Origin of the sequence: Cohaesibacter celericrescens (genome assembly GCF_002866925.1) — a bacterium.
Taxonomy (GTDB): domain Bacteria; phylum Pseudomonadota; class Alphaproteobacteria; order Rhizobiales; family Cohaesibacteraceae; genus Cohaesibacter; species Cohaesibacter celericrescens.
Map to the genome: position 1 here is coordinate 17,943 of NZ_PKUQ01000001.1, position 16,655 is coordinate 34,597.

At 51.7% G+C, this 16,655-nt stretch carries 14 protein-coding genes and 1 riboswitch; of the genes, 3 read left to right on the forward strand and 11 right to left on the reverse strand.

Going from position 1 to position 16,655, the window contains the following annotated elements:
- Positions 1-40: 40 nt before the first annotated feature.
- Positions 41-145: riboswitch (TPP riboswitch) on the forward strand.
- 143 nt (positions 146-288) lie between these two features.
- The 3 genes from thiB to thiQ are packed head-to-tail and all read left to right on the forward strand — an operon-like array spanning position 289 to position 3,653.
- Positions 289-1,311 (forward strand): thiamine ABC transporter substrate binding subunit, encoded by a 1,023-nt coding sequence (gene thiB, locus C0081_RS00095; RefSeq protein WP_101531775.1) that lies wholly within the window; start codon positions 289-291, stop codon positions 1,309-1,311.
- Positions 1,312-1,348: 37 nt separating this feature from the next.
- Positions 1,349-2,974: a thiamine/thiamine pyrophosphate ABC transporter permease ThiP gene (locus tag C0081_RS00100; protein ID WP_101531776.1), complete on the forward strand. Its 1,626-nt coding sequence runs from the start codon at positions 1,349-1,351 to the stop codon at positions 2,972-2,974.
- Positions 2,961-3,653 (forward strand): thiamine ABC transporter ATP-binding protein, encoded by a 693-nt coding sequence (gene thiQ / locus C0081_RS00105; RefSeq protein WP_245417815.1) that lies wholly within the window; start codon positions 2,961-2,963, stop codon positions 3,651-3,653. The genes C0081_RS00100 and thiQ overlap by 14 nt, the downstream gene beginning before the upstream one ends.
- A 10-nt stretch (positions 3,654-3,663) precedes the next feature.
- On the opposite strand, the gene C0081_RS00110 is transcribed toward thiQ, so the two are convergent.
- The 11 genes from C0081_RS00110 to C0081_RS00160 form a co-directional block, all read right to left on the reverse strand.
- Positions 3,664-5,286: a GMC family oxidoreductase gene (locus C0081_RS00110; RefSeq protein WP_101531777.1), complete on the reverse strand. Its 1,623-nt coding sequence runs from the start codon at positions 5,284-5,286 to the stop codon at positions 3,664-3,666.
- Positions 5,287-5,494: 208 nt separating this feature from the next.
- Complete coding sequence (locus C0081_RS00115; protein WP_101531778.1) at positions 5,495-6,340, reverse strand: dipeptide ABC transporter ATP-binding protein; 846 nt, start codon at positions 6,338-6,340, stop codon at positions 5,495-5,497.
- Complete coding sequence (locus C0081_RS00120) at positions 6,337-7,191, reverse strand: ABC transporter ATP-binding protein (protein WP_101531779.1); 855 nt, start codon at positions 7,189-7,191, stop codon at positions 6,337-6,339. The genes C0081_RS00115 and C0081_RS00120 overlap by 4 nt, the downstream gene beginning before the upstream one ends.
- Positions 7,192-7,204: 13 nt before the next feature.
- Entirely contained in the window at positions 7,205-8,104 is a 900-nt protein-coding gene (locus C0081_RS00125) for an ABC transporter permease subunit (protein WP_101531780.1), read from the reverse strand.
- A gap of 13 nt (positions 8,105-8,117) precedes the next feature.
- On the reverse strand, positions 8,118-9,125 hold the full coding sequence (locus C0081_RS00130; RefSeq protein ID WP_101531781.1) for an ABC transporter permease subunit: 1,008 nt from the start codon (positions 9,123-9,125) through the stop codon (positions 8,118-8,120).
- Between the two features lie 222 nt (positions 9,126-9,347).
- Positions 9,348-10,937: an ABC transporter substrate-binding protein gene (locus tag C0081_RS00135; RefSeq protein WP_101531782.1), complete on the reverse strand. Its 1,590-nt coding sequence runs from the start codon at positions 10,935-10,937 to the stop codon at positions 9,348-9,350.
- A 291-nt stretch (positions 10,938-11,228) separates the two neighbouring features.
- Positions 11,229-13,043, reverse strand: a complete 1,815-nt coding sequence (locus C0081_RS00140; RefSeq protein ID WP_101531783.1) for an aminopeptidase P family protein — start codon at positions 13,041-13,043, stop codon at positions 11,229-11,231.
- Positions 13,044-13,151: 108 nt separating this feature from the next.
- Complete coding sequence (locus C0081_RS00145; protein WP_101531784.1) at positions 13,152-14,594, reverse strand: aldehyde dehydrogenase family protein; 1,443 nt, start codon at positions 14,592-14,594, stop codon at positions 13,152-13,154.
- Positions 14,595-14,848: 254 nt separating this feature from the next.
- Complete coding sequence (locus C0081_RS00150) at positions 14,849-15,223, reverse strand: ribbon-helix-helix domain-containing protein (protein WP_101531785.1); 375 nt, start codon at positions 15,221-15,223, stop codon at positions 14,849-14,851.
- Between the two features lie 113 nt (positions 15,224-15,336).
- Entirely contained in the window at positions 15,337-15,915 is a 579-nt protein-coding gene (locus tag C0081_RS00155) for a DJ-1/PfpI family protein (protein WP_101531786.1), read from the reverse strand.
- 71 nt (positions 15,916-15,986) lie between these two features.
- The gene (locus C0081_RS00160) at positions 15,987-16,556 is read right to left on the reverse strand and encodes an NUDIX domain-containing protein (RefSeq protein WP_101531787.1); all 570 of its coding nucleotides are present in this window, start codon (positions 16,554-16,556) and stop codon (positions 15,987-15,989) included.
- Positions 16,557-16,655 lie beyond the last annotated feature (99 nt).

Sequence of the window (16,655 nt, forward strand, 5' to 3'; positions counted from 1 at the left end):
GCATCTTCAATTGAATTATCACACGGATGCCTATAAACTGAAATTTGTCCCGGGGTGCTCGTTTGTCGAGCTGAGATGCACCATAGCAAACCCGCAGAACCTGATCCGGATCATACCGGCGTAGGAAGAGACGATGCTCCGACGGAGCCTCCCTCCCCTCTACCCTGTCCGGTCAAAAGCTTATGCGTTCCTGTCGGTTGTCATACAATCCGATAGCGCATCACCACAATCAATCGAGCGTGTGGGTCTGTTCAGATTCGATAAGCGCTTGAATTTGGAGCGAAGATTATGAAGGCTTTGACCCTTTCCCTAATGGCCGCAGGCCTGTCCCTCACCACCGCGCTGGTTGCACCACACTCTGCAAGTGCAGCCGACAAACCGACGCTGACGGTCTATACTTATGATTCTTTCAACACCGATTGGGGACCAGGTCCTGCCATCAAAAAAGGTTTTGAGGCCAATTGCAGCTGCACAGTCGAGTTTGTAGCACCGGGCGACGCGACCGAAACCTTCAATCGTTTGCGTCTGGAAGGCAAAAATTCCAAGGCCGACATTCTGGTGGGCCTTGATTCCAATCTCATTGCCGATGCAGATAAAAGCGGCCTGTTTCAAGCCCATGCCATCAAAACCGATGCCTTGACCCTGCCGATTGATTGGGACAGCAGCACCTATGTTCCCTTTGACTGGGGCCATTTTGCCTTTGTCTATGACAGCGACAAAGTCAAAAACCCACCCACAAGCTTTGATGCATTGCTCAACGCACCGGACGATCTCAAAATCCTTATTCAGGACCCCCGCTCTTCGACTCCCGGTCTCGGCCTTCTGCTTTGGGTCAAAGATGTTTATGGTGACAAAGCCGCAGACGTTTGGGAAAAACTGGCCCCGCGCATTGTGACCGTCACCAAGGGCTGGTCTGAAGCTTACGGCATGTTCCTTGAAGATCAGGCACAGATGGTGCTCAGCTACACCACCTCTCCGGCCTATCACATTGCCGCCGAAGAAAAGACCAACTACAAGGCCGCTGAATTTTCCGACGGCCATTATATGCAGCTTGAGTTGGCGGCCATCACCAAATCCAGCAAGCACAAAGAGCTGGCCAATCAGTTCTTGAGCTATCTGGTGGGCCCAGAGGCGCAAAAGATCATCCCGACAACCAATTGGATGTATCCGGTAGCCTTGCCCTTCAGTGAGCTGCCAGAGGCTTTCAAGGGGCTGGTCAAGCCCGAACAAACGCGCCTGATCGCACCCGATGAAGTCCCGGCCACGCGCAAGGAAGCACTCAACGAATGGCTCGCGGCCCTAAGCAAATAACAGCAACACGCAGGCCACAGCGATAAAAGGACATCCGGTGTATAAAGAAGCAAAAATTCCAGCCTTTGGGCGCGGCATCCCTGCCCTGCTGGCCTTCTTTATACCCCTCATCCTTGTTGCGGCAAGTTTAACCGCACTTTGGTCTGTGACCGCAGATAGCTTGGACGGGCTCAATTCAAAAGAAGGCTGGATTCTATCCAGCCTTCTGTCCAATGTTTATATAATTCGTGCGATCCAGTTCACCCTGATGCAGGCCACATTGTCAGCGGTTCTATCGACAGCACTGGCGATCCCGCTGGCCCGCGCTTTTGCCACCCGACAATTCCGTGGGCGAACTGCCATTTTATCCCTGTTTGGTGCGCCTTTCATTCTGCCGGTAATCGTTGCCATCTTGGGTCTGCTTGCCGTCTGGGGTAAAAGCGGGCCAATCCACACTGGCGTGACATCCATGGGACTGGGTGACTTTTCCATTTTTGGTCTGGGCGGCATCTTGTTGGCGCATGTCTTTTTCAATCTCCCCCTCGCAACCCGAATTTTGCTGCAAGGTTGGTTTTCCATTCCCGCTGAACAATGGCGACTGGTAGCGCAATTGGGCATGGATAGTCGCTCCATCGCCCGCCATGTCGAATGGCCAATGCTTAAAGAGCGGTTGCCAGGCATTTTCGCGCTCGTATTTTTGTTGTGCGCCACCAGTTTCACCGTGGTCTTGGCCCTTGGTGGCGGCCCAAAATCCACGACCATCGAGCTCGCCATCTATCAAGCCATTCGCTATGACTTCGATCTGGATCGCGCCGCATTGCTGGCCTGCATTCAAATTGTGCTTTGCGCCGGACTGGCTGTGATTTTCCGCCTCATCTCCAAAGATCACGACACGGGCCAAAGTCTGGGTGGCACCATTGTGCGCAGCGATCGCTCCGACCGTACTGCGCGCCTGAGCGACGGGCTGACCATTACTATGGCGCTGGCTTTTCTTGGTTTTCCGCTGCTGGCGGCTTTTACGCGCGGCATCTATGGCCTGCTCCAACATGGCATCAATATGGGCGACATTGCCCCCGCCATCCTGCGTTCAATCACCGTTTCCCTTGGGGCTTGCTTGGTGATGTTGGTGATCAGCCTGCCATTGGCTCAACTCTCCATCCACGTCAGAGGAAAAGCAAAGAGACTGGTCGAATTGCCCGGCTTTGCCATTATGGTCGCGCCTCCCATTGCATTGGGCGCAGGTCTGTTCGTTTTGCTGCATAACCATGTCGCGATTGACGATTTGGCCCTGCCATTGACCAGCCTGCTCAATGGCCTTCAGGCGGTGCCTTTTGCTCTGATTATATTGACCCCTGCAATGGCACAAATCAAAAACAACTACGGCAGGCAAATCCAGCATTTGGGTCTTGAGGGCCCCTCAGCAATCCGATTGATCCATTGGCCCCTTATGCGCAGACCGGTCGGCCTCTGCCTTGGCATCACGGCAGCACTCTCCATGGGGGATCTGGGTGTTATCGCCCTGTTCGGTTCGCCATCCGAGCCGACCCTGCCCCTCTATCTATATCAGCAAATGGGTGCCTATCGCATGGACCAGGCCTATGGCACCGGCCTTTTGTTGACCGCGTTGGCTTTTGCATTTTTTATTCTTTTCGACAAAGGACTGGGCGGCCGTGATCAAACTTGACCACCTTCATATAGCGCTTGATGATTGGCAGATGACCATCGACCTCACCGTTGAGAAAGGGCATTTTTGTGCCCTGATCGGTCCATCCGGAGCGGGCAAAAGCACCATCCTCAATGCCATCGCAGGATTCCTGCCCCACGCCTCCAACCAGCTGTTTATCAACGGGGTTGATATGGCTGGGCAAAAACCCGCTGAACGCCCCGTCTCAATGCTGTTTCAGGATCACAATCTGTTTGCGCACATGACCATTGGGCAAAATGTAGCACTAGGCATCAACCCGACGCTCAAGCTAAGCCAGACGGATAAACTGGCCGTGCAAGAGGCCCTTGAGCAAGTGGGATTGGACAGCATGGCGGATCGCTTGCCACGGGCTCTATCCGGAGGTCAAAGGCAACGTGCCAGTCTGGCCCGCGCCATGTTGCGCCAGAAACCTGTTCTGTTGCTGGATGAGCCCTTTGCCGCACTGGGGCCGGCTCTACGCAAAGACATGCTGAAGTTGGTCAGTAACTTGGCCACGAGGAGCGGCCAAACCGTCATAATGGTGACCCACCACCCTGAAGATGCGCAGATAGCCGCGGATCAGACAGCTCTGGTTCACAATGGGCGCATCACACAATCAGGACCAACGGAAGAGGTGTTTGCCACCCCTTCAGCCTCCTTGCGATCCTATTTGGGTTAGCCCCCCCCTCTCAAGCATTGTCCTGCAAAATCATGTCTGATGCCTTCTCTGCAATCATCACAACAGGCGCATGGGTATTGCCAGACGTGATGGTCGGCATAATGGAGGCGTCAACAACACGCAATCCTTCAAACCCATACACCCGCAGCCGTTTGTCGACCACGGATAGCGGATCATCGCCCATTTTTGCCGTGCCACAGGGATGAAAGATAGTCGTCCCGACATCTCCCGCCGCCTGAATCAGTGCGTCATCTGTATCGAACGCCAAACCGGGCTTGATTTCCTCAGGAGAGAATTGCGCCATTACTTTGGTTTGCATCAACTGACGGGCATGGCGCAACGACTCAATCGCCACCAGTTTATCCGCCTCCGCACTGAGATAGTTGGGTGCAATGACAGGCTTGTCATAAGGATTGGCCGAGCGAATGCCCACGCTGCCGCAACTTTCCGGCCGTAAATTGCAAACGGACACGGTAATCGCCGGAAACGGATGCAAAGGGTCTCCGAATTTTTCCAGCGACAAAGGCTGCACATGATATTCGATATTCGGTGTCGCATGCCGATCGTTGGATCGCGTAAAAATGCCCAACTGGCTGGGTGCCATTGCCATCGGGCCGGACCGTTTGAGCGCATATTCCAGAGCAATCTTGGCTTTGCCCCATAGGGTTTTTTGCCGCTCATTCAGGGTGTCAGCCCCATGTATCTTATAGATCGTGCGCAGTTGGAGATGGTCCATCAAATTGGTACCAACCCCGTCCATGCCTGCCACCACATCAATGCCGTGATGTCCCAGCAACCCAGCCGGACCAATGCCGGACAGTTGCAGGATTTGTGGTGACCCGATTGCCCCTGCGGCAAGGATCACTTCTTTGCCTGCTTTGACGCTGGACGCCTTACCCGCAACGCTCAACTCAAGTCCATTGATGCGTTTTCCATCAAAGGTCAGCCGCTCCACATGGGCTTGCTTGACAATAGACAGATTGCCACGCGCTTTGACTGGGTGCAAAAAGGCATTGGCCGCACTCCAGCGCAAACCACCACGCTGATTCACCTCGAAATATGAAGAGCCGTCGCAAACCCCGTCGTTAAAATCGTCGGTGCGGACGATGCCTATCTCTTCGGCAGCAGCTTGCACAGAATCCAGAATATCCCAATGCAACCGCTGCCGCTCCACCCGCAACGCTCCCCCCTGATTATGCAGACTGTCATTGCGACTGTGGTGATCCTCCGACTTACGAAAATAGGGCAAAACCTCTTCCCAACCCCAGCCATCATTGCCCATCTGCCGCCAGCCGTCATAGTCGGCCGATTGGCCGCGCATATAGATCATCCCGTTGATTGATGAACAGCCCCCCAACAGCTTACCGCGCGGATAAATCAACGCGCGACCATTCAGGCCATCGCTTGCTTCTGTCTCGAAACACCAATCAGTGCGAGGGTTCCCGATGCAATAGAGATAACCAACAGGAATGCGCACCCAGTGATAGGCGTCCGAGCCACCCGCCTCCAGCAACAGAACCTTGTTGCGCGGATCGGCGCTCAATCGATTGGCAAGGACACAACCAGCTGACCCAGCACCAACAATGACATAATCATAAATACCCAAATCTAGACGTGTTGCGCTGTTCACCATAGCTCATCCTCCCAAACGATACTTGGCACGCAACCTTGACGGTCGCGATGATCTGTCACCTTATTTATAGCCAAGCTTATCCGCCATCGCTATGGCCAGTAATCAGGCTCCATTGTGCATTTTCCCACTAACGCAAAAGCCGATTATGCAAAAAAACCCGCCGCGAGATCTCACGACGGGTTCAAATTTTTTCAAAATCAATACAGTCCTAGGCCGATGCAGCCTTGCGCTTGATGCGCTCCCGAATTCGTTCAACGCTGGTTTGCGGAGTGGCAGACAGCAACGTCTTGGTATAGTCATGCTGAGGATTGTTAAAGACCTCCTCACGGGTACCATGCTCAACAATCTCCCCGAAATACATCACCATCACACGATCTGCGAGATATTTCACCACACTAAGATCATGAGAGATGAATAGATATGAGAGATTGAACTCATCCTGCAAATCTTTGAGAAGGTTGAGAATTTGAGCCTGAATGGACAAATCCAAAGCAGACACAGGCTCATCCAAGACCAAAATTTTTGGACGCAACATCAATGCACGCCCAATAGCAATACGCTGACGCTGACCGCCTGAGAACATATGCGGGTATCGACCAAAATGCACCGGCTCAAGCCCAACCTTGATCAACATTTCCATCGCCAATTCACGACGTTCTGCCGCCGACATTTCTGGGTTATTGATAATCAACGGCTCTTCCAGAACAGCTCCGACCTTCTGGCGCGGATTAAGCGAGCCATAGGGATTTTGAAACACGATCTGAATGGTCCGCCGCATTTCAGCGGTCACCTTCAGTTTATCGATATTGATGTCGGTGCCCTGAATATTAAGAGTGCCCGACGTCTGCGCATCGATCAGTGTCAGGATGCGTGCCAATGTCGATTTACCACAACCGGATTCACCCACAAGCGCCAAGGTCTCGCCCTTGAACAACTCAAAATCGATCCCTTTGAGCGCGCGCACTATTTCCGCGCCGCCAAAAAAGCCGCCATTGGAGACATAGTCACGGGTGATATCCCGCACATGCAAAATAGGGGAAGTCTGATCATTCATGATGCAAGAGTATCCTCTTTGCTAAAGCCACTGGCAAAATCACTGACAGTTGGCAGGCGGTCGCCTTCGGCCCTTTCAGGCAAAGCAGAGAGCAAAGCCTTGGTATAGGGGTGTCTGGGATTCTCAAACAGTTCAAGCACGGATGCTTCTTCCATTTGCTCGCCGTTATATTGCACCACCACCCGATCTGCAGTTTCGGCTACGACCCCCATGTCATGGGTAATCATGATCAGTCCCATGTCGTTTTTGGACTGAATATCAACCAACAAATCCAGAATTTGCTTTTGAATGGTCACATCAAGCGCTGTGGTCGGCTCATCAGCAATCAGCAGCTTGGGCTGGCAGGCGATTGCCATGGCAATCATCACACGTTGACACTGACCGCCAGACATTTGGTGCGGAAAACTCTTGATGCGCTTTTCCGCATCAGGAATACCAACAGAATCGAACAGCTCAATAACGCGATGATGTGCAGCTTTGCCAGTCAGGCCCAGATGCGTCTTCAAAACTTCGTTGATCTGAAACCCGACAGTAAAACACGGGTTGAGACTGGCAATCGGCTCCTGAAAGATCATAGAAATGTCTTTGCCGATCACCTGACGTCTTTCTATTGGTGTTAGACTTTGCAAGTCCCGACCATCAAATTCCATCAAATCGGCTTTGACTGTCGCTGAGTCTGGCAACAACCCCATCGTCGCCAGCATAGCCACGGACTTACCGGAACCGGACTCACCCACGACAGCAAGGACTTCGCCCTTCTCGACATCATAATCAACACCCTTGAGCGCTCGAAACGGACCCGTAGCGGTATCGAATTCTACAGTCAGATTGCGGATTTCCAACAATGGCATGGTGCAAATCCCCTTATGAACGCTTCAGTTTCGGATCAAACGCATCGCGCAGACCGTCACCGATAAGATTGATAGCCAAAACCGTTACAAGAATGGCCACACCCGGGAATGTCACAACCCACCAAGCCCGCAAGATAAACTCACGTGCTTCTGCCAGCATAGTCCCCCATTCCGGGGTTGGCGGCTGTGCGCCAAGGCCCAAGAAGCCGAGAGCAGCAATATCAAGAATAGCATTTGAAAACGACAGTGTCCCCTGAACGATCAGCGGAGCTGTACAGTTTGGCAAAATAGTCCTGAACATCAAACGCATCGAACTGGCACCGGCGACCCGCGCGGCAACCACATATTCACGCTCTCTTTCGGCCATCACAGCAGCACGGGTCAATCGCACGAAGTGAGGCTGGAATACCACTGCAATAGCAATCATGGCATTCAGCAACCCGGGGCCAAGCACAGCCACCATCACCAACGCCAAAAGCAGGCTGGGGAAAGCCAGAATGATATCCATGATGCGCATGATGATTGTATCAACCCGACCACCATAAAAACCCGCGATCAAGCCAAGGAAAATTCCGCCTGTCAGCGCAATGAATACAACCACAACACCAACAAACAGAGAGAAGCGGGAACCCAAAATCAAGCGAGACAGGATATCCCGCCCAACCGCATCAGTCCCCAACAAATATTGCATCTGCCCTCCTTCCTGCCAGAAGGGAGGGACAAGAAACGCATCACGATATTGGTGATTAGGGTCATGCGGCACCAGATAAGGCGCAAGAAACGCGATAAGAACCAGCGTTATAAATACACAAAGCCCGATAACGGCACCTTTGTTTTCGCTGAAATAGTACCAGAATTCTTTCAACACAGCCTTGGTAGACTGGCGAGAGACGGTTTCAATAGTGTCAGTCATAATTTTCTCACACCTAGTGATGACGAATGCGTGGATTGATCAAGCCATAAAGCAGGTCAACAAGAAGATTGACCGTCATGACCAGCACGGCAATCATCAACAAGCCACCTTGAACGACCTGATAATCTCGCCTCGAAATGCTATCGACCATCCATTTACCAATACCCGGCCAAGAAAAGATCGTCTCGGTCAGAATGGCACCGGCCAACAACACGCCAACTTGAAGGCCAATGGTCGTAATCACGGGTATCAGCGCGTTGCGCAAAGCATGCAGTCCAACCACGCGGAATTTACTCAAGCCCTTGGCACGCGCGGTGCGCACATAATCCTCGCCCAACACTTCCAGCATTGCAGAGCGTGTCTGACGGGCAATAACAGCCAACGGGATCGTTGCCAATACAAAGGACGGCAGAACCAAATGCGAGGCAGCCGAGCGAAAGGCGCCTTCTTGGCCCGACAACCACGAGTCAATCAGCATAAAACCGGTGACCGGCTCAAAGTAGAACATCACCGAAATGCGACCTGAAACCGGGGTCCATTCCAACCAGCCAGAAAAGACAATAATCGCCAACAACGCCCACCAGAAAATCGGCATTGAGTAACCAATCAAAGCTGTGGTCATCACAGTATGGTCAAACGCCGAACCACGCTTCACTGCAGCAATCACGCCAGCTGGAATACCAAAAGACACAGCGATAATAATGGCGACGAACGACAACTCGAGGGTCGCTGGGAACAGAGCAAAAAACTCATCCCAAACCGGCCGACGGGTCACCATCGACATGCCAAAATCACCTTGAAACAGGCCTACGACATAGTCGAAATACTGCATGATCGCCGGTTGGTCAAAACCAAAGGATTTTTGCAGCTCCGCATAGCGTTCCGGTGTAATACCGCGCTCGCCGGCAAGCAACAGGATCGGGTCACCCGGCAACAGCCGTATAAAGAAGAATGCAACGATAGTCACGCCAATAAAGGTCGGGATGAGCATCCCGACACGGCGCAGGAGAAAACCTAACATAGATGTTGCCAGTCCGTTTGAGGAAGAGCCAATTACTCTTTCCTGTCAGTTCAGCAGCCAATGCCTCTCACTTTGTTATTGCAAGACCAATCCAGTCGGTCATAGTTTCTAGAGCGGCAAGTTATAATGGGCTTTTTAGCGGATGTGATGACCACAATCCATAGGCTGGGGCAAAAAAAGACTGAGGCGGGAAAATCCCGCCTCACCCAATAGCAAGAATGCTTATTTGATGTCGACACCGTAGAAGATGTGACCACCGAATGGGTCGATTCTATAATCAACAACTTTGGTGCTCACTGGTTCAAACACAACAGAGTGAGCGATGGTTGCCCATGGGGCTTCACGTTTGAAGACAACCTGTGCTTCTTCATAAGCTTTGGTGCGCTCTTCCATGTTGGAGGTCGCTTTGGCTTTCAGCAGAAGCTCATCAAACTCTTTGTTGCACCATTTTGCACGGTTTGCACCGGACTCAACCGCATCACAGCCGAGCAGAACATACATAAAGTTGTCTGGATCACCATTATCACCGGTCCAACCCAACAGCACTGTGTCATGTTCACCAGCGGATGAACGCTTGAGATATTCACCCCATTCGAAGGACACAATCTCAGCATCAACCCCAATTGCTTTCCAGTCAGCCTGGATCAACTCAGCCATTCTGCGAGCATTCGGGTTATAAGGACGCTGAACAGGCATCGCCCAGATGTTGGTTTTCATGCCTTCTTTGCCAGCTTCCGAAAGCAGTTTCTTCGCAGCTTCTGGATCATATGGATCGTCAACAACTTTATCGTTGTATGACCACATGGTGGGTGGAATCGGGTTCTTGGCAGCCGCACCAGCACCCTGGAACACAGCATCAAGAATGGCTTGTTTGTTGATAGCCATGTTCAGCGCTTTGCGCACACGAACGTCCTGGAACTTTTCTTTCTGGTTGTTGTAAGCCAGATATCCAACGTTCAGACCTTCCTGATGCATCAAGCTGATCGACTCGTCGCCTTCCATCGCTGTGATATCAGCAGGGTTAGGATAAGGCATGACATGACATTCACCGGCTTTCATCTTCTGATAACGAACAGAAGCGTCAGGGGTGATCGAGAAGATCAAGTCGTCGATGGGCGCTTTACCAGCCCAATAGTCAGGATTGGCTTTATAGCGGATAACAGCATCTTTTTGATAGGCAACCAACTGGAAAGGACCGGTACCCACTGGGTTCTGGTCGAACATTTCCAAATTGCCGGTTTTGGCGATCTGGTCCGCATATTCAGCAGAATGAACAGATGCAAAATCCATAGCCATGTTGGCAATGAAAGGAGCTTCCACTTTGCTGAGCACGAATTTTACGGTGTAGTCGTCAACTTTGACGATTTCGGTGATCAGGCTGTCCATGGACATACCACCGAAATATTCGTAAGTGCCGCCAGAAACCTTATTGTAAGGATGCTCGGCATCTTTTTGGCGCATGAAAGAGAAAATCACATCATCCGCATTGAAATCACGGCTAGGCGTGAAGTCTTTGGTGGTGTGGAATTTAACGCCCTTACGCAAATGGAAGGTGTATTCCAAGCCATCTTCAGAAACGTCATAGCTTTCAGCCAGAGCAGGAATAATATTGGTTCCACCGCGCTCAAACTCAACAAGTCGGTTAAAGATGTTTTTGGAAGACGCATCGAAAGTTGTACCAGAGGTGTAAAGCGCTGGAGTGAAACCTTCTGGGCTACCCTCTGAGCAGTATACCAAAGTCTTGGCCTGCGCGGTGGCTGAAAGCACAACAGCCAAAGCGGTTGCAGCCAGTGTTTTGGAAAGCAACTTCATTGTTTAAATCCCTCTCAAATCATTATCGTTGTCTTGTTGCAAATAAGATCGCCGCCATCATGTCTCTTTGACTGATAGATTCTAACCATCTCACCTTTTGGGGCGTCGAGCATACACTCCCCCGACACCGCAAATTAGCACCGTCAAAGTCGAATACAATCCTGAATGAAAAGCAATCTCTTATTCAAAATAATGCACCCAATTTAGGATAAATTGTTCAACTTTGTTTCGTTTACGAAAAATATTTAGGTATCTTTCGATTTCGGCGCAAATATCTACAAAAGCACCGGCTCAACTCGGGGCCAACGCAAGAGTGTTCTTCTCGAGCCACATGAGCCGCTCACCGTCAAAATAGGGAGACATTTCTGCCCAGACCCGAGCATGATAATCATCGAACCATTGACGCTCCAAAGCGTCAAGCAAAGACACATCAATCATACTGCGCTGAATGGGAACCAACGTCAGATCTTCAAAGCCCATAAAGCCATTGTCACAGCGCTTGATCTTAACAAGATTTTCGATACGAATCCCAAAGCGGTTTGCTTCATAATATCCCGGCTCATTGCTCACAATCATGCCCGGCTGCAGGTCATAGGGGCTGAATGGCTTGGCAATACGCTGCGGGCCCTCATGCACACACAGCACATGCCCAACGCCATGCCCCGTGCCGTGGTCATAATCCATGCCATGCTGCCACAGAGGCTGTCTGGCAATGGCATCGATGTGATGGCCTTGTGTGCCATCTGGGAATGTCAGCATCGCCAGCCGAATATGCCCTTTCAGCACGAGGGTATAGGCTTTGCGTACCTCATCCGAGACAGGGGCAAAACAGACTGTGCGTGTCGCGTCCGTCGTACCGCATTCATACTGCCCCCCCGAATCCAGCAAAAACACTGAACTGCGCTTGAGCGGAGCATTGCTTTCCTCTGTCACACTATAGTGACACATGGCCCCGTTGCTGTCAGATGCAGCAATGGTCGCAAAGCTGAGCTCGCGAAACCCTTCAATTTGTTTTCGCTCAGACAGAATGCGCTGAACCACGTCCATTTCCGAAATGGGGTCGCCTGCTCGATCTCGGTTTTCCACGTCCGTATCCAACCAATAGAGTGTGTTAATCCATGCAACGGAATCCGCCTTGCAAGCATTAGCCATACCTTCCAGCTCAATCCGGTTTTTGATGGATTTTGCCAGCGCAATCGGCCCACGCTCCAGCAAAACGACACCACCAGCATTGGTAACCATCTGGTTCGCCGCATAGGGAGCAAAATCGGGGTCAATCAACACCCGCTGTGACGGCTTGACCAATTGCCCAAGTTTAGTCAGAAAATCCTCAGGCGGAAGAATATGAACATCGTCCAGTCCAAAACCATCGCTGCCATGAGGGAACTTCTCTGACGAGACAAACCAGAAGATCTGCCCTTCCTTGCTGATCACTGCAAATGAATGCGGCACAGGATTGAATGGCACATCTGTCGCCCGCACATTAAACAGCCACGCTAGCCCGTCGGGTTGGGTTTCCACCAGCCAGTCACAGCCTTTGGCCTTTAAAGTCTCCGCAATCTGCTGACGCTTCTGGATAAAAGGCACGCCGGCATATTGTGCAGACATGCGGGTTATCTCCGATGCCGGTTTGGGAGGCTGGTCCCGCCAGAGACCATCGATGAGATTTTCCTCAATCGGGCATAGTTGGGCCTGTGCCGCTTCAGCACCTCCCTCAAACCGCTTCACCCAGCTGGTCGGCAGCAGCATGGCATCAAAGCCAACCCGCCATCCCGACCGAGCATGGGCCTGCAGCCAACATTCCAATGGCCCGTCAAATAGATGCTCATAGGAAAATATCTCTGCCGGAGTCTGTTCGCGCACCTGTACGCTATAGCGGCCATCGACGAATAAAATCGCTTCGTCCTGTGTAATCAACGCCAGACCGGCAGATCCCGTAAATCCGGTTAGCCACGCAAGGCGTTCATCATGAGGGGCGCAATATTCGCCCTGATGCGCATCGAAACGCGGCACAATATAGGCATCCAGCCCATGCTCCACCAACGACGAGCGCAAACCAGCCAGCCGTTGAATAATAGTTGAAACATCACCGATCGCCTTTGCCATCAAAGTCTCCCTAGTTACGCAATCCACAGCGATGGGCCGACAGTGATTGCAAAATCCATACGCCTCCTTTGCATGAAAAGGAGGCGTATGGATCAATTAATATCACTTTCAACCGGCAAAACTATAAGCAGTTTTCACAGTTGTATAAAATTCTGCCGCATAACGGCCCTGTTCTCGCGATCCATAAGACGAGCCTTTGCGACCACCGAATGGTACATGATAATCGACACCAGCCGTTGGCAAATTGACCATAACCATGCCCACCTCGGAACGACGTTTGAACTCCCGCGCATATTTGAGACTAGCGGTACAAATGCCGGCAGACAGGCCGAATTCGGTATCATTGGACAGCGTCAACGCTTCGTCAAAATCCGAGACCTTGATAACACTGGCGCATGGCCCGAAGATCTCTTCACGGCAAACACGCATTTGATTATGTGCATTCACGAACAATGCCGGACGTTGATAAAAGCCTTCCGTTTTGCCATTGACTTGTTCGCCACCGAACACCTCTGCCCCTTCATGCGCAGCCAGAGCCACATAATCCAGATTGCTCGCCATTTGAGCGGCTGAAACAACGGGCCCGATCTGGGTGGCAAGGTCGCAGGCATCGCCAACCACAAGGCCAGACATGGCGGCTTGAAGCTTCTCGACAAAGGCATCATGAATGCCGCTCTGAACGATCAACCGCGACGACGCCGTGCAGCGCTGACCGGTAGAGAAGAACGCACCATTGAGACAAGCACCGACAGCAATATCCAGGTCAGCGTCATCCATGACCACCATGGGATTTTTACCGCCCATTTCCAACTGGACCTTTTTAAGCCCCTTTGCCGCTTCCACAGCAATGCCACGGCCAACAGGCACCGAGCCAGTGAAGGAAATCGCGTTGATGTCAGGATGTGCCAACATCGCGTTGCCCACCACAGAGCCGCGGCCCATGACAAGATTGAACACACCGGCAGGACACCCCGCTTCGGCAAGGATCTCGGCCAGGGCATGGCCGCACCCTGGGGTCAAATCAGCTGGCTTGAACACAACCGTATTGCCATAACAAAGCGCGGGAGCGATTTTCCACGCAGGAATAGCAATGGGGAAATTCCAAGGCGTGATCAAACCGACCACCCCTACAGGCTCGCGGGTCACATCAACATCAACATCTGGGCGCACAGAGGCCAAAACATCACCGGCGTTTCGCAAGGCTTCTCCAGAGAAGAATTTAAACACTTGCGCTGCGCGCACGGTTTCGCCGATACCTTCAGCGATGGTTTTCCCCTCTTCGCGGGCAAGCAACAGCCCAAGCTCTTCCTTGCGGGTCATAATGATATTACCAACCCGCTCAAGCAAATCCGCTCGCACTTGCGGCGATATCATCGACCAACTTTTCAAGGCTTCTTTTGCTGCGACAACCGCTTGGCCCACATCGTCAGTGCTGGCCCGCGCATACAGCCCGATCAGGTCTTCAACATTGGACGGGTTGCGATTTTCGTTAAAATCGGAGCCACCGACCCAGCGCCCCCCGATGAGATTCTCATAAACTTTATCCGCCACGGCACTCTCCCGATATTTTTTTGGATACAATATATTATGCTAACAGATTTTACAGGCGAAACAAGAAGGATTGCGCCGATGCAGCTTTAATCTTCAGTTCGCAAGCAACCTGCCGCCCTCCCCAGCAAGAACGGTGTGGGGACAGCGTATTATGCAGACAAACAAAAAAAGCGCATGAGAGTATCTTGCATACCCTCATGCGCTTTGCTCATCTTGACCACAGGATCGTCGTTATGCCGCCCCTGCACCAACCATTATTTCACCAATTGCAAATGTTGTTGTGCCCAGCCCCCGCGTTCTTTTTCCAAAATACGTTCTGCATCCAGAGACTTAATTGAAACACCCTTGTCCTGCGGCACATCACCTGACAATTGCAAACTCAAAAATCGACCACAACAAACCCGCAAAAAACTGGTGAAGTTGCCCAGATTATGTTCGGCCTCAATGGCTTCATAATAAAGGGTTGTGATCAATTGAGTGACGCTCAATCCATCACGCAGAGCAACATCCTCCAAAACGTGCCAGAAAAAAGATTCCAGCCGAATGGATGTCACCATTCGGTCAATGCGCAAAGAACGGGTCTCGCACTCCCACATGGATGCACTTGACCCGATAAACAAACGACACATGACTTCCTCCCCTCTTTTATTATGAATGAGACCATTCATCCTGAGCCAAACGATTAGCCCGCCTGACCAGCACATCTTCATACGCCCTTATGGAACAGGATGCCCCCATCCCATCATGTTTCTATCTTGGTGCCCAGAACAGCCAAAAATTGTGCAATCCAAGCTGGATGTGCGGGCCATGCAGGAGCAGAAACCAAATTGCCATCCGTCACAGCCCCGTCAATGGCGATGTCAGCATAGATTCCACCAGCCAGCTCCACCTCGGGTTTACACGCAGGATAAGCACTGCAGGTGCGCCCTTCAAGCACCCGTGCGCCTGCCAGCAATTGCGCACCATGGCAAATGGAGGCGACTGGCTTGTTTGTAGCAAAAAAATGCTGAACCAATGCCAAGACGCTTGCGTTCAAACGCAAATATTCAGGTGCACGTCCACCTGCAATCACCAATGCATCAAAGTCCTCGGCCTTGATGTCATTGAATGTGCCGTTCAGCGCAAAGTTATGGCCAGGCTTTTCGCTGTAGGTTTGGTCGCCCTCAAAGTCATGAATGGCTGTGGCGACAGTCTCGCCAGCTTTTTTGTCAGGGCAAACGGCGATCACATCATGACCAACGGCCAGCAGAGCCTGAAACGGCACCATGATCTCGTAATCTTCACCGAAGTCACCGGTCAGTAGCAAAATCTTCTTCGACATGTTGAATCCTCCCATTAAACATAGGAGCAAAGCATGACACGTCAGACCTCTATCTAGGTATTATCCCTATACTACAGCCGCAGCAACAGGGATTGCGCAAGGATCATGAGGCGCGGGCACTGGATAGCGCCTCTTTGGTACCAGTCTTTCAATTCGGCAATGGTAACTTCAACCACTTCAATATCTTCGTCTTCATCCTGCTGTCGCAGATCCGGTCGATATTGCCCCGCGACATAGCGCGCCAAGAACAAATGCGCCTTCTCCGTCAAACGGGCAGGACAAACAAAGAGAGTGGAAACAGAGGTCAATTCCGACAGTATAACGCCCATTTCCTCCATTGCCTCACGATGACAGGCGCTCTCGATTGACGCATCTTCCGCCTCGATGCCACCAGCGCACGCTTCAACAATGATGCTTTTGTTCCGAAGGAACACTGCGGGCCGCAGTTGCCGGACAAGCAATACCGTGCCTGCATCATAGTCGACGGGCAAGACAGCGATGGAATCCCCATCAGACCAAATCGGCTCCTCCGTCACATGTTCGCGTCCATCGTTATGCTTGGTTTTAACGGAGACGATATCAAGTGTACCCTTACCTTCAAAAACAGTCTCGCTCGACAATAATTCATAAGAAACAGACATGGCATCCTCGGGAAATGAATCAAAAAAAGCAGTTTAATCGGCCGAATATATAATTACAGCACCTAAGCGCTGTAGCACTTATCTTGAGTACCGCCCAAT

Coding starts and splice junctions, on each gene's coding strand:
- C0081_RS00130 (WP_101531781.1), bottom strand. CDS start 9,125: ATGTTAGGTTTTCTCCTGCGCCGTGTCGGGATGCTCATCCCGACCTTT.
- C0081_RS00160 (WP_101531787.1), bottom strand. CDS start 16,556: ATGTCTGTTTCTTATGAATTATTGTCGAGCGAGACTGTTTTTGAAGGT.
- C0081_RS00155 (WP_101531786.1), bottom strand. CDS start 15,915: ATGTCGAAGAAGATTTTGCTACTGACCGGTGACTTCGGTGAAGATTAC.
- C0081_RS00115 (WP_101531778.1), bottom strand. CDS start 6,340: ATGAATGATCAGACTTCCCCTATTTTGCATGTGCGGGATATCACCCGT.
- thiB (WP_101531775.1), top strand. CDS start 289: ATGAAGGCTTTGACCCTTTCCCTAATGGCCGCAGGCCTGTCCCTCACC.
- C0081_RS00135 (WP_101531782.1), bottom strand. CDS start 10,937: ATGAAGTTGCTTTCCAAAACACTGGCTGCAACCGCTTTGGCTGTTGTG.
- C0081_RS00150 (WP_101531785.1), bottom strand. CDS start 15,223: ATGTGTCGTTTGTTTATCGGGTCAAGTGCATCCATGTGGGAGTGCGAG.
- C0081_RS00140 (WP_101531783.1), bottom strand. CDS start 13,043: ATGGCAAAGGCGATCGGTGATGTTTCAACTATTATTCAACGGCTGGCT.
- C0081_RS00125 (WP_101531780.1), bottom strand. CDS start 8,104: ATGACTGACACTATTGAAACCGTCTCTCGCCAGTCTACCAAGGCTGTG.
- C0081_RS00110 (WP_101531777.1), bottom strand. CDS start 5,286: ATGGTGAACAGCGCAACACGTCTAGATTTGGGTATTTATGATTATGTC.
- C0081_RS00120 (WP_101531779.1), bottom strand. CDS start 7,191: ATGCCATTGTTGGAAATCCGCAATCTGACTGTAGAATTCGATACCGCT.